Below are 14620 nucleotides of genomic sequence, written 5' to 3'. Positions count from 1 at the left end.
AGGGTTCGTCACGCTCACACCGGGGCGGGCGTGACGAACATGCCGAACACCAGGCCGGACGGACCCGCGGATGCCGGAAAACGCCCTGGCGGCGGTGCGCACACATGAGACCACCGCCAGGGATCGGCCCACGACGGTGGTACCGCCCAACGAACGCCCCTCGATCCCGCCCCACGATGGCCCTCGCTACGCTCGGACAGTGTCCTTTGGGCGGACGCTGGTGGCGCCGGCATGGATGGCCTGAGCCGGGCTGATCGTCTATTCGTACATGCTGGCGATCAGTTTCGCCGCCATGCTGTTCGACCAGGTCGACCATTGGGGGGCTCTGCTGACCCGCGCGGCCGGAGCGACGGCGGGCGCGCTGACGCTGTCGTGTGCCGTCGCGGAGCAGCGCAGGGTCCGGAGGGCTCGCGCCCACTGCGCCCGAGTCCACGGCCGTTCGCCGGAGCGGCGCACCGACCCCTCGCCGCGGTGGGCCCACCTCGCCGCCTACGTCGCGATCGCCGGTTGCGCGGCTCGTGTGACCGATGTGTCCTCTCCTTGGGCTCGCCGTTCCGCGCACCCCGCGAACGTCCGCATGATCCAGCACCGGAATGGGACATGGCCCACGTAGGGGTTGGCTCATAGATTCTGCTGCGGGTCACGGCCAGATTTCCGGTGCTTCGTTGATGGTCTCGCCGTTGAGGAAGCGGGTCAGCAGGCGGGGGAGTGCGCGGGGGTAGAACTGGGCGGTGCCGGCCGCCACCTCGGTGATCGGCCACCAGCGGAAGTCGACGTAGTCCTCTTTCTCGTAGTCCAGCCGGTCGCGGTCGTCGATGTCGGAGCCCGGGCCGGGCAGCCGGATCTCGACGACGACCTCGTGCTGGAGATGGCGGACGTCGCGGTGGCGGAACGAGCCGTCGCGGGTCCAGGTCGGCATCCCGATCTGCTCGTCCTCGATCGCGATGCCCGTCTCTTCGCGTAGTTCGCGCCGGGCGGCCTGGCGGTGGTCCTCGCCGGGTTCGATGCCGCCACCAGGCAGCTCCCACCACTGGCCGAGTTCCGGAGCGGTGATCTCGCGGGTGTGGAACAGCAGGATCCGGTCGAGAGCGTCCCGCACGACCAGCCGCACGACGTCGCGTTCCACGATGGGCAGATCTCCCGGCAGTCCGGTCATCGAGTATCGCCTCTCCGTTCGTGCTCGGCGCGTGCCCTGGAGTGCCCGCTGATCGGTTCAGGTGCGCCGGACGATACCAGGCGGCCGGCGATCGCTCTGGGCGGCGGCGGGGAGTCGCGCGTCGATTTCGGGCGGGAATGCGCGATAGGACATCCGAATTAATTGCCGATGGCGCACTTGTTTCTCCGGTGCGTTCAGTTACCCGGTGGAAACCGGTTTCTCTGCGTCGCGTTTGTGATTCAGGTCACACTTCACCCGCGCGATTCCCGCGTGTCAAGATGACCATGTCCACGGAATGGCAATCGAAAAGAAAGGATTCATCGTGCAGGATCACGGCCTCGCGCCCGATTTCGCCGCGGATTTCGAACTCTTCGCCCGTGAACTCTCCGGTGAGGAGATGGAGGCGGGCCGCTCGTTCGGCTCCAGCCTGAGCAGCGCCTTCACCTTCTCCACCGGCACGTGCAGCAGCGCGAGCAGCGTCTCCACGGCCGGATCGTCCGTCACCGGCTGAGTCTGAAAGATCGGTCGAAGGGAGGTCCCAGGGCAATGCGCTTGGGTTCCATGTCTGTTCCGGCGGATGACTCGCGGTTGTCCTGGGATCTCCCGGTCGCCTTCGCGTCGTCCGTGGAGGTCGTCGCCGAGAACAAAGCGGGTGTGCTGCTCTACGGGAGGGACACCGGCCGCTATTTCCAGCTCGGCCGCAGTTCGCGGATGTTCGTCCCGCATTTACAGCAGGGCGTCACCGTCCGATTTCTGGTGGAGCAGGTTTCCCGCGTTTTCCAGGTCGAGGAATCCACCGCGGCGAGCACGGTCACGAGATTCCTGGCGGAGATCCGTGCCATGGGGCTGCTGAACGTCCCGCGACCGGCGACCGGGCTGCGCGACCGGGCCGCCCGCGGGCTGGCGGACATTCCCATGTGGCGACTGGTCCTGGTCCGTGACTCCTCTCCGCCGGCCGCGTCCGGTGAGCGGGCGAGGCCCCGGAGCCGTGCCCGAATCGCCGTTGGCGTCATCGTCTGCGCGGTCGCCATGGCGGCGGCCGGCGTGGCGGCGATGGCGGCGATCCGGCTGCTCGACGTCAGGGCCCTCGGCGCCGCGTCGATCGCGATCCCGTTCGTCCTGCTGCTCCACCTGATGGTGCACGAGGCGAGTCACTGGCTGGCCTGCCGGTATTACGGTGTGACCGTTCCCGAGGCCGGGATCGCCTTCTGGTTCTGGGTCCTGCCCAGGCCCTACGTCGACCGGTCACATGCCTACCGGCTCGACCGCCGGGTGCCGCTGGTCGTCATCACCGCGTCGGGAATCGTGGTCGACGCCCTGAACGCCGGCATGGCGGGAACGCTGGCCTTCGCCACGGACGACCCGACGCTTCGCGCGCTCGCCGCGGCGGTCGCGTACACCCTGCTGGTGGCCCTGGCGAACGACGTCAACCCGTTGTCGCCGAGCGACGGCCTGCACGCGATCGAGGCGGCGACCGGCCATCTCTCGTTCCGTCGCAAGGCGATCCGGTACCTGCTGACCGTCGTCCTCCGCATCCCCTCCTCCCATCACCTCAAGAGTGCCGGTCGCCGGCTTCGTCTGCTGTACCTCGGATACGGCGTGCTGGCACTCGCCTACCTAGGGGTCGTGGCCTTGTTGGTCGCTCGTTTCGTCGTTTCTGTCGGGGGCTCGACATGACATTCCGGGAATCGGCCGCCATCGCGCCCTTCGTCCTCGTCCGCTTCTCCGGATACGCGGCGACGGAGCCGCGCAGGCTCCGCGCGAGCCGTTCCGTGGCCGCGCTCGATGAGATGCGCGGGCTCAGGTCCGAGCTGGAGAAGCTCGCCGGCCCGTTGGCCGACGCGCTGTACGAACTCGTGCCCACCCTGCCCGCCGAAGAGCGTCGCGCCGCGGTGAGCCTCCGGAGGGACGTGCACAACGGCCGCTTCCCCCGGATCACCGAGGAGGCGTGTGACCGGGTGGCCGCCCGGCTCGCCCCGGACGCACGGCACGCGCTGACACGCTGGCTGGTCTGCCTGGAGCGGTCGGAGGCGGCCGGAACGGCCTACGCGAAGATCTTCGAGACGGAACTCGCCGAGGCGGAGAGCCGGTTGTTCGAGCAGGCCGGCACCGATGAGATGGTCAAGGCCCTTTCCCTCGTCTCGCCTGAGGTCACGGCCGCCGTCCTGCGGGGGGATCCGGACCGCGCGGGGGCCAAGATGAGGCGGAAGCCGGTGCGCACGCTGTTCAACTACCTCGTGCGGGCGACGGTCAAGACCAGCCCACTCGGCTGGTTCAGCCCGGTGGCGATTGCGTCGATCGGCGGCGGGGGCCCGGAAGGGGACGCCGACGGAGGTTCCTACCGAGCGGTCGCGACGCTGCCCCAGCCTCTCTACGTCCGGCTCCTCCAGCGCTTCTCCGCGTACGAGAGCGCCGGCCGCCACCTGCGCTTCCACCCCGCCGTGCGGCTCGACGGCACGCGCACGCTGCGAGCCGTGTACTCCCATACGCGGACCAACAGCTTCTTCTGGCGCGAAGATCTGCTGACGGACATGACCGTCCACCACGGACAGGCGGCCATGGTGTCCCATGACATGCCGGGTTCACAGGTGATCGCCGCGGTTCGCGGGGACGAGCCGGGAGCGGCCTGGTCCCGGGTGGCCCGGCTGACCGACTCGGGACTTCTCCGCCTGGAGTCGGCCTGGGCTCCGGGCGACTACGATTCGCATCACTCGATGACGGCGCTGGCCGAGTCCCCCGGGGTGACGGATGCCGTGGGTGCGGAGGTGGCGGGCGCGCTCGGTGACATCCGGCGGGACCTGTCGCGGCTGTCCGGGACCGCACCCCGGCAGCGCGCCGCTCTCGCGTCGCGGATCAGGCGGCGGGCCGCCGAGCTCGACGAGGCCACGGCCACGGCCACGGCGCCACGGGTCCCCGACGTGGCGGTGCGGGAGGACGTCGTCAGGAACGAGCCTCTTCCCGCGTTGCCGGCCTGGGCCGAGGACGCCCTCTCCGGCTATGGCCGGCATCTCTCACCCTCCATGCGGGTCCTGCCGCAGTACGTGAGCATGCTGGAGTTCTGGCGGCGGCACGTCGCCCCCGCGCACGACTCTCTCGCGCTGCCGGCGTTCCTCTCCCTCTACATGACCACACCGGGCCCTCACCTGCGGCGCAACATCGACGTCAAACTGTCCGAGGGGCCGGCCCCCGACATCGGCCCGGGTCCCTCGACGCTCCGGCCCGCCTTCGCGGTCCTGTTCCAGCTCGCCACCCTGGAAGACGGGGAACAGGTGGTCGTCCTGAACCAGCTCATGGACGGCGTCGGAGGCGTGGCGGCCCGGTTCCGCAAGCTGCTGGCGCCCGAACTCCTCGAGGATCCGCTCCGGGCATGGCTCGACCGGCTGGTGCCGGAGGGGTCACGGCCCCTGGAGCTGACCGTGGCCTCGGACTGGAACCCCGTCCAGGCGCGGTGCGCCGGCCTCGCCCCCGCGCTCGACATGGGCGGCGGGCTGGTCCCGGCAGGAGGGCCGGTGCGGCTGGACCGGCTGCGGATCCGGCTGGACGAAGTGTCGGGAACGCTGGTCGTGCAGGACGAGCACGGCCCCGTCGTCCCCTTCTACTCCGGTCTCATCCCGCGCCGCATCCTGAACGGGCCCGCCCACGTGCTGTCCACCATCGCCGGCCCGTGGTACTGCTCGGCCCCCGAAGCGCCGGGGACCGCCTCGCTGTTACTCGAGCTCGAGCGGCCCGCCGGAGTCGCGCACACGCCTCGCGAACGCGTCGGCTCCGTCATCACCCGTAGAGCGCGCTGGGTGGTGGACGCGGACGAACTGTCGTCCGAGTCGAAAGCGTCCACTCCAGATCTGGCCTTCGCGGCCTACCGTGAGTGGGCTCGGGCTCACGGGCTCGCGGACGAGCTTTTCGTACGCCGGGGGACGACGGAGCCCGACCTGTTCGCCAAGTCACGCAAACCGCTCTGGCTGTCCGCCGACGTGCCTCTCTCGGTCCTGGGCCTGCTGGACACCCTCTCTCCGGGAGAGATCCTCATCATGGAGGAAGCCCTCCCGCGCGCCGGGGAGGACTCGCCCGTGATCGACGGACATCCTCGCACCGCCGAATATGTCGCCCACCTGAGCTGGGCCGGGTGTTGATCATGTATTCCTGGCTCTACTGCGCCATCTATCCCGGCGCCTTCGAGCGGCTGGACGGGGTGGTCAATGATCTCGTGGCAGGGGCGCACCGCCAGATCGAGACCGCGAACGAGCGGGGCAGCTGGTTCTTCCTCCGGTTCTTCGATCGTGGCGGCCCGCACATCAGACTGCGCGTGCAGGGGCCGGGCAGTCTCCTGGACGACGTCTACGACGGCCTCACCGGCCGCTTTCCCGGCTGGCTGCGGGAGGCCGGCGCCGATCCGGGCGCTCCCGTCCTGTCCATGCCGGGGATACCTCCCGCGGATTACTGGGAGGCCGTCGACGTCCGGCTCTACGAGCCAGAGCTGCGCCGGTACGGAGGTGCCGAAGGAGTCCGCGCGGCCGAGGGCGGTTTCATGTCGTCCAGTGAGATCGCGCTGCGGGCGGTGAGCGAGGGCCTCGACCATCCAAGCCGCCAGGCCCTCGCGGCGCTGACGATGAGGAACGTCCTGCGGCACTGCCTGCCCGGCGCGGAGGAGCAGTTCTGGTCCAGGTACCTCTGGTACTGGACGGGCAGGGACGAGCCCTTCGCGCCCGCCGGCCGCGCGGACGCGGCCGTGGCGGCCGCCCGTCTGACGCCCTCGGTCAGCGCCGCCGAGGACGCCCTCCCGCCGCACCTCGTGCACGACGCCGAAACCTGCGCCGTCGCCGTACGCGCCACCGCGTCCGAGGCCATCGCCGCGGGAGTGCCGCTCACCACCTGGCAGTGGGTGTTCCACCTCCTCCACCTGCACAACAACCGGCTGGGGATCACGCCGGCGGACGAAGCCGTACTCGCCGCCCTGCTGGGCGGAGCACATAAGGAGAACGCCAATGAGCACCGCTCCGATGACCGGCTCGCCGGCGTCCGGCGCTGAGGCCGCGCTGCGGCGGCTGGATCCGCTCGTCGACGCCAGAGGCGCCCTGATCAACCTCGTCACCCAGATCCCGATGACCACCGGACGGCAGCGGTTCCCGGTGTTCACCGCGGCCATGGGCAACCCCGGGCGGATCCTGCCCGGCACGTCGGGGGCACCCGAGCGCATGGCATGGGCCGCCCTCGACGGCGCGGGAAGCGGGCTCGCCGAGGACAACGCCAGGCTGACCGCCACGGTCGAGGCGATCGAACGCTACTCCAGTTGCCTGTGGGACTCCGAGCAGTTCATCTGGGCCAGCGCGCGTTCCCTCGGTGACGAGGCGCTGGACCTGAACCGCGTTCCGCGATGTTCGGAGCCGGAGCTGGCCAACCCCGCCTGCCCGCTCGTGGCCCCCGACCTGGACGCGCCGATGCGCTGGGTGCGCGGTGTCGACCTCGCCGGCGGGGAACCTCGATGGCTGCCCGCGGTCATGGTCTACCTGCACATTCCCGTCGTGAGCCGCGGTGAGCGGTTCTGGCTGCCCATCTCCACCGGTACGGCGGCGCACTTCGACTACGACAGCGCTCTGCTGAACGCCGTGCTGGAGTGCGTCGAGCGGGACACCATCGCGCTGACGTGGTTGCAGCGGCTGGCACTGCCGAAGATCGAGATCGACGTCTCCGACCCGGTCCTGGACGAGGCGCTGGAGCTCTCCGCCAGGTCCGGTCTGCGGACCTGCTTCTTCGACGGGACGACCGACCTGGGCATTCCGACGGTCTACAGCGTGGACGTGGACCCGCGGGCGCGGAAGGTGCGCACCTACGTGATGTGCGCCACGGAGCTCGATCCCCGCCGGGCCGTGGTCAAGGTGATGCGGGAGTCGTCCTCCGGACGGGTGGCCATGCAGTACCGGCAGGCGGACGGCAAACCGCTGGACGACTACATCGACGTGTTCGACGGGGCGGTGCACATGGCGGCGGCGGAGCGCGCGCACGCGTTCGGCTTCCTCCTCGACTCGCCCCACAGGCGATGGCTCTCGGACATGATCCCCGCGATACCGGACTCCCCGGCCGAGCGCCTGTCGTGGGTGGTGGGCAGGCTTCGAGACGCCGGGTGCACCGTCTACGCGGTGGACATCAGCTCCGACGAGGCCAGGGCCACGGGACTGCGCGTGGTCCGGGTGATCGTCCCCGAGCTCGTCCCGCTGAGCTTCGCCTACCGTGCCCGCTTCCTGGGCACCGCCAGGCTCTATGAGGCCCCCGCGCGCATGGGCCTGCCGGTGCACGCCGAGCCCGACCTGAACCCGTGGCCGCAGCCCTTCGCCTGACCAGTCCGGAGACAGAGATGAACCACACACATGTCATCGCCGTCGGGCCGTTCGCGGCCGACGTGGCCGCGGTACTCCAGCGGCGGGGCGTGGACGACGAGCCGAGCCTTTTCGCCCAGGGGCACGGCGTGGTGACCAGCCTTCTGCCCCGAGCGGACGCCTACGTCCTGCTCACCTCGCGGCACGACTCGAAGCTGGTGGCGGAGGTCGCGGATCTGGTCGGGAAGTGGGGCGCTTCCTTGGTCCCCGTGGTGCACGAGACGCGCTGGCTCAGGGCCGGTCCGCTGTCCCGGCCCGGCGGGACCGGCTCGTGCGCCGAATGCTTCGAACGCCGGTCCATACAGCATTCGACGATCGGCGCGGCCCTGTCCGACCTGCACGCCTTCTACGCACGGGATCCCGCGGGACCCGGTGGCCACCTTCCCACCCATGTGCTGACGGCCGCCGGGCTGGCGCAGTGGGGACTGGGGGCGCTGCGCGGCGGCGACTCGCGGACGCACGGCGCCTACCGGGCGGTGAACCTGACGAAGCCCCAGTTCCTGCAGGGGCGGACGCTGGGAGTGCACGGGTGTCCCCGCTGCTATCCCCCCTCGGATCCGGCCTTTTACCGGGACCGCTCGTGGCGCGGTCTCGCCGATCACCTCACCGTCGCGCGCGCCGGATCGAAGGGGGACGCGTGAACACCGAAGGCACCATGGACTCGCGGCACATCGCCGCCGCCATCGCGCGCGACCCGCAGCTGTCGCTTCCGGACCGGCTCAAGGTCGTGGACGGGCTCGTGATCGCGGAGGTCCGCAAGGGCGAGCTCCTCGTCGAGGGCATCGCCAAACCTCAGCTCTTCTCCGGCCGGCACGTCGAGTTCGTCCGGCGCCTGCTTCCCCTGCTGGACGGCCGCCGCTCGGCGGCGGAACTGGCCGGCATGCTCGGCCTTCCGTCCGCCGACGTGGTCAGGACGGCTCTGTCGCTGCTCTACTCCTGCGGCATGCTGGAGTCGGGCCCGGCGCCCGAGGAACTGCGCGCGCTGCAGGACGCCGCCGTGCCGCCCGCCGTGGTCGGCTACCTGAGCCGGAACGTGGACTCCACCCGCGACAACCCCTCGGGCGTACACGCGGCCCTGAAGCTCGCGCGGCAGACCGTCGTGGTCGTGGGTCCCGCGTCCCCGCTGCGGTCGACGCTGGCAGAGACGCTCGTCGAGTGCGGCGTGACGTCGACGCGGGAGGAGGAGCCGCCCCTCGGTCCCGGCTCGCTGCCGGCCGCCGCCATCGCCGTCGTGGTCGACGACGGCACGCTGGACCTGGACTGGTTGCACGTCTTCGACGCCTCCGTGCGGGCGGGCGGCGGACGCTGGTTCCTCGCCTCGCCGACCGGCTCGGGCGTCGTGGTCAGCCCGCTGTTCGAGGACGGCTGGTCCGGTTGTCTGTCGTGCTATCGCGCCCAGCGTCCGCTGCCGCGATCGGCGGAGGCCGCGGAGATCCCCGCCTGGCAGGTGGACGTCCTGGCCGGACTGCTGGGCAACGAGGTGTGCCGCCTGGCGACAGGAGTGCAGTCGCTGTACGACGAGTCGGCCGTCACCGTCGTCGACGTCGACGCCTGGACGTGCGAGGTCGAGACCTTCGTCCAGCTGCCCGGCTGTGCCTCCTGCCTGCCGGGCACCGAGCCGATCGGCAAGGACGACCTGATCGTGGTCGCCTTCGAACAGGAGGTGACACAGCCGCCCCGCCGCTACATCCCGGCGAGCGCGCACCAGGGCCACTACAGCACCTCCAACATCGAGCTGCACTTCTTCGACCGCCCACGTGACTGGGAGCCGGTCACCGCCGCCGGCGAGGCCGGATCGGAGCTCGGGTCCCTGCTGGCGTTCTCGTTCGGGATCCGCGAGGTCATCCCGGCGACGACGTCGCGGGCGTCGACCCGTCGCCGCTGGGCTCCCACGGGCGGCAACATGGGCTCCCAGACGGCCTATCTGATCCCCGTGGCGGGCAACCGGATGCGCCTCGAACCAGCGGTGCACGTGTACGACCCGGTCGCCGGCACTCTGTTGCGAAGCGGGAACGAGGTCCCCGGGCGGCGCCTGGCCGAGGTCGTCCCGCGGGCCGGGACCGGGGCGGACGCCGTGCTGGTCCTGGTGGGCGACTGCCTGAAGCTCACGGACAAGTACCAGAGCTTCGGATATCGGATCGTCAACCTGGACGCGGGCGTCGCCACCTGGCAGCTGGCTTTCACGGCCGTGCACCTCGGATGGACGGTCACCGCGCTCGCCGAGTGGGACGACGGCCGGCTGACCGAACTGCTCGACATCGACGTCCGGCAGACGCCCGTCACCGCCGTGCTCACGCTCCGCCGAACGCGCACCGGTTCCGAACAAGGAGGCGTGGCGAATGACTAGCTGGACTCCCGGTCACCGGCCGATGGAGATCGTGCGGAATCTCATCACACGATCGCACTCCCCGCGCGGAGCCGATCCGGCACGGGTGTGGGACCCGCCCGCCGGGCAGGGCGCGGGACGGCTCCTTCCGCCGGCGAGCACGCCCACGGTCGACCCGATGACCGTACTGGCCCTGCGCCAGGCCACGCGCTTCTACCGCCCGGCCGGCATCGACCAGGCCACGATGGCCGGCGTCCTGCAGGCGCCCCGTTCGGCGCGGGCGGCCCTCGACACGGGGGCGGCCGTTCCGCACGTGCGGATCATGGCCGCCGCCTACCGGGTGGAGGGACTGCGACCTGGACTGTACGACGTGGACCCCGACGGCAGGCGGATCGCCTTCCTGGCGGATCTCCCGCCCGCCCGCGAGTGGCTGCTCCAGGACGAGTTCGCCGACGCGGCCCTGATGACCGTCGTCACCTGCGATCTTCCCGCCGTCGCGACGGCCGGCGCCCATGCCCACCGACTGGCCATGCACCAGGCGGGGGTGGCCGCGCACAGCATGTGGCTGGCCGCGGGTGAGCGCGGGCTCGCCGGTTCCATCTTCGGCGGGTTGATCCCATGGGGTGTGCCGTTGCCCGACTTCCGGCCGGGCGGCGCCCGAAGCCCCCTCCTGGCCTTCGCCTGCGGGTTCCCCATGTCCGATCCGGCGGTCAGTCCTTGGGGAACGGCGGGCGGGTGGACGGGAGAGCCGCCTGCGCCCGCTGCGAGGATGTAGCGGGCGGCATCCTCGGAACGCCGCCCTCGTTCTCGGCCGGGACGGCCGGCTCCGGCCGCGCCAGGGTGAACCGGCCTTGCGAGATCGCCAGCAGCGCGGCCGCGTGCCGTTCGAACACGTCCGATCCTCGCGCTGTTATGGCGAGCCAGGTGCGCGGCCGCCTGCCCACGTACCCCTTCTGGATCTCGATGTATCCGGCGGCTTCCAGCGATGTCATGTGCTTCGACAGCACGGCCGCGCTGATGCCCACCGCCTCGCGTATCTTGCCGAACTCCGACTTCCTCGTCCTGGAAAGGACGGCGATGATCGAGAATCGAATAGGTGGGTGTATGACTGCGTCCAGTTCCGTGTGGGGGTGTGCGGCAGACCCGTTCATCGCGATCCCGCTTTCTGTCTGACGTATACGGAGACCATGGGCGAATTCCGATAATGAATCGACTGGTCCATCACTCGCGCCGGCCCTTCTCGCCGTCCCGCCGGCGATGGTCTCGCCTGCCACGCCGGGCGACGACGAGTCGGTGTCGGTGTCGGTGTCGGTGTCGATGTCGCGCCGATTGACGCATGGTGGCTGTGGCGACGCAACCTGTTTGAGCGTCGCTCGGCACGTTTCCACTGGTGAGGACGGCGCGGAGGCTTTTCGGACCGATCCGTTCCGAAAAGCGGCGGTTGTGGGCGTGGTCGCCAGGAACCTCCGCTCGATGCGCTCGGACTCCCTGGCCGCTTTCCTGAGCATGGAGACGTAGGTCTGGATGTCTTGCGGGCATGGGCGGGCGGCTCGTCCCAGAGATCGGCCGCCGGCGTGGTCGTGGACACCGCCGTGTTCGCCTGGCACAACGGCATGGCGAGGAGCGAGCGCTGTTCGTGCGGGCCCGTGCCGATGCTCGCCCCGCCTGGCCGCACGTCCAGCGGGCCGAGAACGGTGAACTCCATGCTGCCTGTCCCCATGATGCCGGTCTCGTCGGGTGCGGACCTTGTGACAGCCGATGATTCGTGACCGACCATGCGTGATCCTTGCGAGATCCCTTGAATCCGCACGCCAGGTCGTTTAGACAACAGGAAACGATCACGATCAACGGGGATATGCCATGCTGGCGGAGTTCGGGCTGCTGGGTGACGTCCGGGTGCTCCTCGACGGCCGCGCCGTCGAGATCGGGCACGCGCGTCAGAGTTCTGTGCTGGCCGCGCTGCTGGCCGAGGCCGGGCGGTACGTCCCCCCCGACGAGTTGATGGACCGCGTATGGGCGGGTCGCTCGCCCGAACGGGGTCGTGAGACGCTCTACAGCTATCTCTCCCGGCTCCGGAAGGTTCTGGCGAACGGGGCAGGCGCCCAGATCGTGCGCCGATCCAGCGGGTACGCCATCGAGGTCGACCCTTCGACGGTCGATCTCCACCGGTTCCGGCAGTGGGTCGCCGAAGCCCGGGCGGCAGAGGACGCCGCTGCTCAGAGATTGCTCGAGCAGGCACTCGACCTGTGGCGGGGAGACCCCTTCGCCGGTCTCGACACGCCCTGGTTCAACGCCCAGCGCCAGCAACTGGAGCAGCAGCGGCACGCCGCCGAGTCCGAGCTCTTCGACCTCCGATTACGCTCCGGCCGCCATGTCGAGTCGGTCGCGGCCCTGACGGCACGCGCCGAGCGGCATCCCCTCGACGAACGCCTGGCCGCCCAGTTGATGCTCGCCCTGTACCGCAGCGGGCGCCAGGCGGATGCCCTGGAGCACTATCAGCGGGTCCGGCGCCGCCTCACCGAGGAACTCGGCACCGACCCGGGTCGGCCATTGCGGGAACTGCACCACCGCATGCTCACCGGTCATCCCTCGGTGACGCCACCCCCCGCTTCCCGGCCGGCCGCCGGCCCGGCTGTCCCGGTTCCCCGTCAGCTCCCGTCGCCTCCCTCACGTTTCACCGGCCGTACGGCGCAGCTCGCGCAGCTCACGAGAGCCGCGCACGAACCCAGCGGGGCGGTCGGCGACATGCCGGTCGTCACGATCGGCGGTTACGGCGGCATAGGAAAGACATGGCTGGCCCTGCAGTGGGCGCACCAGAACATCGACCGTTACCCCGACGGGCAGCTGTTCGCGAACATGCGGGGTTTCGATCCGGCCGAACCGCCGGTCTCACCCTTCACCGTGGTGACGGGCTTCCTGAACGCGCTCGGCGTCGCCTCCGACGACATGCCCGCCGACCCCGACGCGCAGGTCGGCCTGTACCGCAGCCTGCTGGCCGGGCGACGGATCCTGGTCGTCCTGGACGACGTCCGCGACGCCTCGCAGGCCGAGCCGTTGCTCCCCGGGAGCCCCACGTGCACCGTGGTGCTGACCAGTCGCCGGACACTCGTCAGCATGGCGGCCAACCACGGAGCCGTGCCCGTCGGCCTCGACGCGCTGGACGACGACGAGGCGCGCCGGCTCCTGGCCCGCCACCTCGGCACCGCCCGGCTGGACGCCGAACCCGAGACGGTCCCCGACATGGTGGCCTACTGCGGAGGCATGCCTCTGGCGCTGGCCATCCTCGCCGCCCGGGCCAGGCTCAACCCGCAGTTGTCGCTGACCGCGCTGACCGCCGAGTTGCACGACGTCACCGTCCGGCTGGACATGCTGGACGCCGGAGAGCTGTCCGCCAGCGTGCGCACCGTCTTCGCCACCTCCTTCCGGGCTCTCACCGCCGAGGTGGCCGAGACGCTGTCGCTGATGGCCCTGGCGCCGGGACCGGACATCGGGCTCGAGGCCGCGGCCGCCCTCGTGGCCGCACCGCCGCCGAAGGTCCGCGGACTGCTGCGCAGGCTCGAGGAGTCGTTCCTGGTCCACCAGCACGCTCCCGGCCGCTGGCGGATGCACGACCTGGTCCGTCTGCACGCAGCAGAACGAGCCCGGCGCGACATCGCCGCGTCCCGCCGCGAAACGGCGCTCCGGCGACTGGCCGGCTGCTATCTGCGCTCCGCCTACGAAGGGGAACGATGCCTGGCGCCGCACCGCGCGCCGATCGCACTCGGCGACGCCCCCTGCGACGAGCGGCGGTCCGGCGAGATCGAGCAGAGCTCGGCCAGGCAGTGGTTCACCGCGGAGCACGGCTGTCTTCTCGCCGCGCAGCGTCTCGCGGCCGAGTACGGCTGGCACGACATGGTGTGGCGGATGGCATGGAGCCTGGACACGTTCCACTTCCGCGGGGGTGCGTTTCACGATCAGATCGCCGTCTGGACGCTGGGGTTCGACGCCGCCCGCCGTCTCGGTGACCCGGGGGTCGAAGTGATGGCCCATCGCATCATCGGGCAGGCCCAGGACCGCATGGGCCGGACGGAGGAGGCCCTGGACCACCTCCATCGCGCGCTTCACCTCGCGGAGACCGCCGAAGACCTGGACGCCCAGGCCTTCATCGACCAGAACCTGGCACTGCTCTGGGCACGGCAGCGGGAACACCGCAAAGCTCTGGAGCACGCGACGCACGCACTGCGCCACTACGAGACCCTCGATGACCCGCTGAGGACGGCCGACGCGCTGAACGACGTCGGCTGGTACGCGGCCCTGGACGGCCAGTTCGAGGAGGCACGCCGCCACTGCGAGGCCGCGCTCGCCATCTTCCGCGGTCAAGGGCATCACGAGGCGGAGGCCAACACGCTCGACAGTCTGGGCTACATCGCGCACAGCACCGGTCGTCACGGTGAAGCCCTGAGCTATTACCACGAGGCTCTGACGCTGATGCGCGAGATCGGCAACGTCAACGACGAGGCGGGCATTCTGGAACATCTGGGCGACGCCCACGCGGCGCTCGGCGACGAGCGACAGGCCGTCGCCGCGTGGGATCAGGCACAGCGGCGCTATCGAACGCAGGGGCGGTATCCGGAGGCCGAGCGCCTTCAGCAGCGGTTGTCATGAACGGCCCGCCTTCACGCCCGGCCGGTCTCCCTCTGACCGCCGGCCGGACGCAGCCCTAGCCGCGCCGGCGGCCCGCGACGATGAACCGGTCCGCGAACCGGGTTGGCACGGCCTCAGAACGGC

At 70.5% G+C, this 14620-nt stretch carries 12 protein-coding genes; 10 read left to right on the top strand and 2 right to left on the bottom strand.

Features of this window, described 5'->3' with window-relative positions; all coding sequences use genetic code 11:
- The first annotated feature begins 268 nt into the window (after nt 1–268).
- Nucleotides 269–613 carry a hypothetical protein gene (locus ACZ6QO_RS34900; RefSeq protein ID WP_465857291.1) on the top strand — a complete coding sequence of 115 codons (345 nt, stop codon included), beginning with the start codon at nt 269–271 and terminating at the stop codon, nt 611–613.
- 27 nt (nt 614–640) lie between these two features.
- Here the strand turns inward: ACZ6QO_RS34900 and ACZ6QO_RS34895 are convergent, their stop codons facing one another.
- Entirely contained in the window at nt 641–1156 is a 516-nt protein-coding gene (locus tag ACZ6QO_RS34895; RefSeq protein ID WP_465857289.1) for an NUDIX hydrolase, read from the bottom strand.
- 295 nt (nt 1157–1451) lie between these two features.
- Between ACZ6QO_RS34895 and ACZ6QO_RS34890 the strand changes: the two genes are divergently transcribed.
- From ACZ6QO_RS34890 to ACZ6QO_RS34855, 8 genes are all read left to right on the top strand, one after another.
- Nucleotides 1452–1667, top strand: a complete 216-nt coding sequence (locus ACZ6QO_RS34890) for a hypothetical protein (RefSeq protein ID WP_465857287.1) — start codon at nt 1452–1454, stop codon at nt 1665–1667.
- A gap of 77 nt (nt 1668–1744) precedes the next feature.
- The gene (locus ACZ6QO_RS34885) at nt 1745–2833 is read left to right on the top strand and encodes a PqqD family peptide modification chaperone (protein WP_465857285.1); all 1089 of its coding nucleotides are present in this window, start codon (nt 1745–1747) and stop codon (nt 2831–2833) included.
- The gene (locus ACZ6QO_RS34880; RefSeq protein WP_465857283.1) at nt 2830–5286 is read left to right on the top strand and encodes a lantibiotic dehydratase; all 2457 of its coding nucleotides are present in this window, start codon (nt 2830–2832) and stop codon (nt 5284–5286) included. Before ACZ6QO_RS34885 ends, ACZ6QO_RS34880 begins: the two co-directional genes overlap by 4 nt.
- A 2-nt stretch (nt 5287–5288) precedes the next feature.
- The gene (locus ACZ6QO_RS34875) at nt 5289–6182 is read left to right on the top strand and encodes a thiopeptide-type bacteriocin biosynthesis protein (RefSeq protein ID WP_465857281.1); all 894 of its coding nucleotides are present in this window, start codon (nt 5289–5291) and stop codon (nt 6180–6182) included.
- Nucleotides 6139–7488, top strand: a complete 1350-nt coding sequence (locus ACZ6QO_RS34870; RefSeq protein ID WP_465857279.1) for a YcaO-like family protein — start codon at nt 6139–6141, stop codon at nt 7486–7488. The genes ACZ6QO_RS34875 and ACZ6QO_RS34870 overlap by 44 nt, the downstream gene beginning before the upstream one ends.
- Nucleotides 7489–7505: 17 nt before the next feature.
- Complete coding sequence (locus ACZ6QO_RS34865; protein WP_465857277.1) at nt 7506–8168, top strand: hypothetical protein; 663 nt, start codon at nt 7506–7508, stop codon at nt 8166–8168.
- Complete coding sequence (locus ACZ6QO_RS34860; protein WP_465857275.1) at nt 8165–9874, top strand: hypothetical protein; 1710 nt, start codon at nt 8165–8167, stop codon at nt 9872–9874. Before ACZ6QO_RS34865 ends, ACZ6QO_RS34860 begins: the two co-directional genes overlap by 4 nt.
- Nucleotides 9867–10628 carry a hypothetical protein gene (locus ACZ6QO_RS34855; RefSeq protein ID WP_465857273.1) on the top strand — a complete coding sequence of 254 codons (762 nt, stop codon included), beginning with the start codon at nt 9867–9869 and terminating at the stop codon, nt 10626–10628. Before ACZ6QO_RS34860 ends, ACZ6QO_RS34855 begins: the two co-directional genes overlap by 8 nt.
- On the opposite strand, the gene ACZ6QO_RS34850 is transcribed toward ACZ6QO_RS34855, so the two are convergent.
- Nucleotides 10564–11460: a winged helix-turn-helix domain-containing protein gene (locus ACZ6QO_RS34850; protein ID WP_465857271.1), complete on the bottom strand. Its 897-nt coding sequence runs from the start codon at nt 11458–11460 to the stop codon at nt 10564–10566. The genes ACZ6QO_RS34855 and ACZ6QO_RS34850 overlap by 65 nt on opposite strands.
- A gap of 253 nt (nt 11461–11713) precedes the next feature.
- Here ACZ6QO_RS34850 and ACZ6QO_RS34845 point away from each other — a divergent pair, with 253 nt between their 5' ends.
- Nucleotides 11714–14497 carry an AfsR/SARP family transcriptional regulator gene (locus tag ACZ6QO_RS34845; protein ID WP_465857269.1) on the top strand — a complete coding sequence of 928 codons (2784 nt, stop codon included), beginning with the start codon at nt 11714–11716 and terminating at the stop codon, nt 14495–14497.
- Nucleotides 14498–14620 lie beyond the last annotated feature (123 nt).

The organism is Sphaerisporangium sp. NPDC049457 (genome assembly GCF_055586705.1).
Note: the sequence above shows the minus strand (reverse complement) of the source record. Positions and strands in the feature narration are given on the sequence as shown.

Bases quoted from the DNA above. Each gene is read 5' to 3' on its own strand.
- ACZ6QO_RS34890 (WP_465857287.1), top strand. From the start codon at position 1,452: ATGGCAATCGAAAAGAAAGGATTCATCGTGCAGGATCACGGCCTCGCG.
- ACZ6QO_RS34895 (WP_465857289.1), bottom strand. From the start codon at position 1,156: ATGACCGGACTGCCGGGAGATCTGCCCATCGTGGAACGCGACGTCGTG.
- ACZ6QO_RS34855 (WP_465857273.1), top strand. From the start codon at position 9,867: ATGACTAGCTGGACTCCCGGTCACCGGCCGATGGAGATCGTGCGGAAT.
- ACZ6QO_RS34865 (WP_465857277.1), top strand. From the start codon at position 7,506: ATGAACCACACACATGTCATCGCCGTCGGGCCGTTCGCGGCCGACGTG.
- ACZ6QO_RS34880 (WP_465857283.1), top strand. From the start codon at position 2,830: ATGACATTCCGGGAATCGGCCGCCATCGCGCCCTTCGTCCTCGTCCGC.
- ACZ6QO_RS34900 (WP_465857291.1), top strand. From the start codon at position 269: ATGCTGGCGATCAGTTTCGCCGCCATGCTGTTCGACCAGGTCGACCAT.
- ACZ6QO_RS34875 (WP_465857281.1), top strand. From the start codon at position 5,289: ATGTATTCCTGGCTCTACTGCGCCATCTATCCCGGCGCCTTCGAGCGG.
- ACZ6QO_RS34870 (WP_465857279.1), top strand. From the start codon at position 6,139: ATGAGCACCGCTCCGATGACCGGCTCGCCGGCGTCCGGCGCTGAGGCC.
- ACZ6QO_RS34845 (WP_465857269.1), top strand. From the start codon at position 11,714: ATGCTGGCGGAGTTCGGGCTGCTGGGTGACGTCCGGGTGCTCCTCGAC.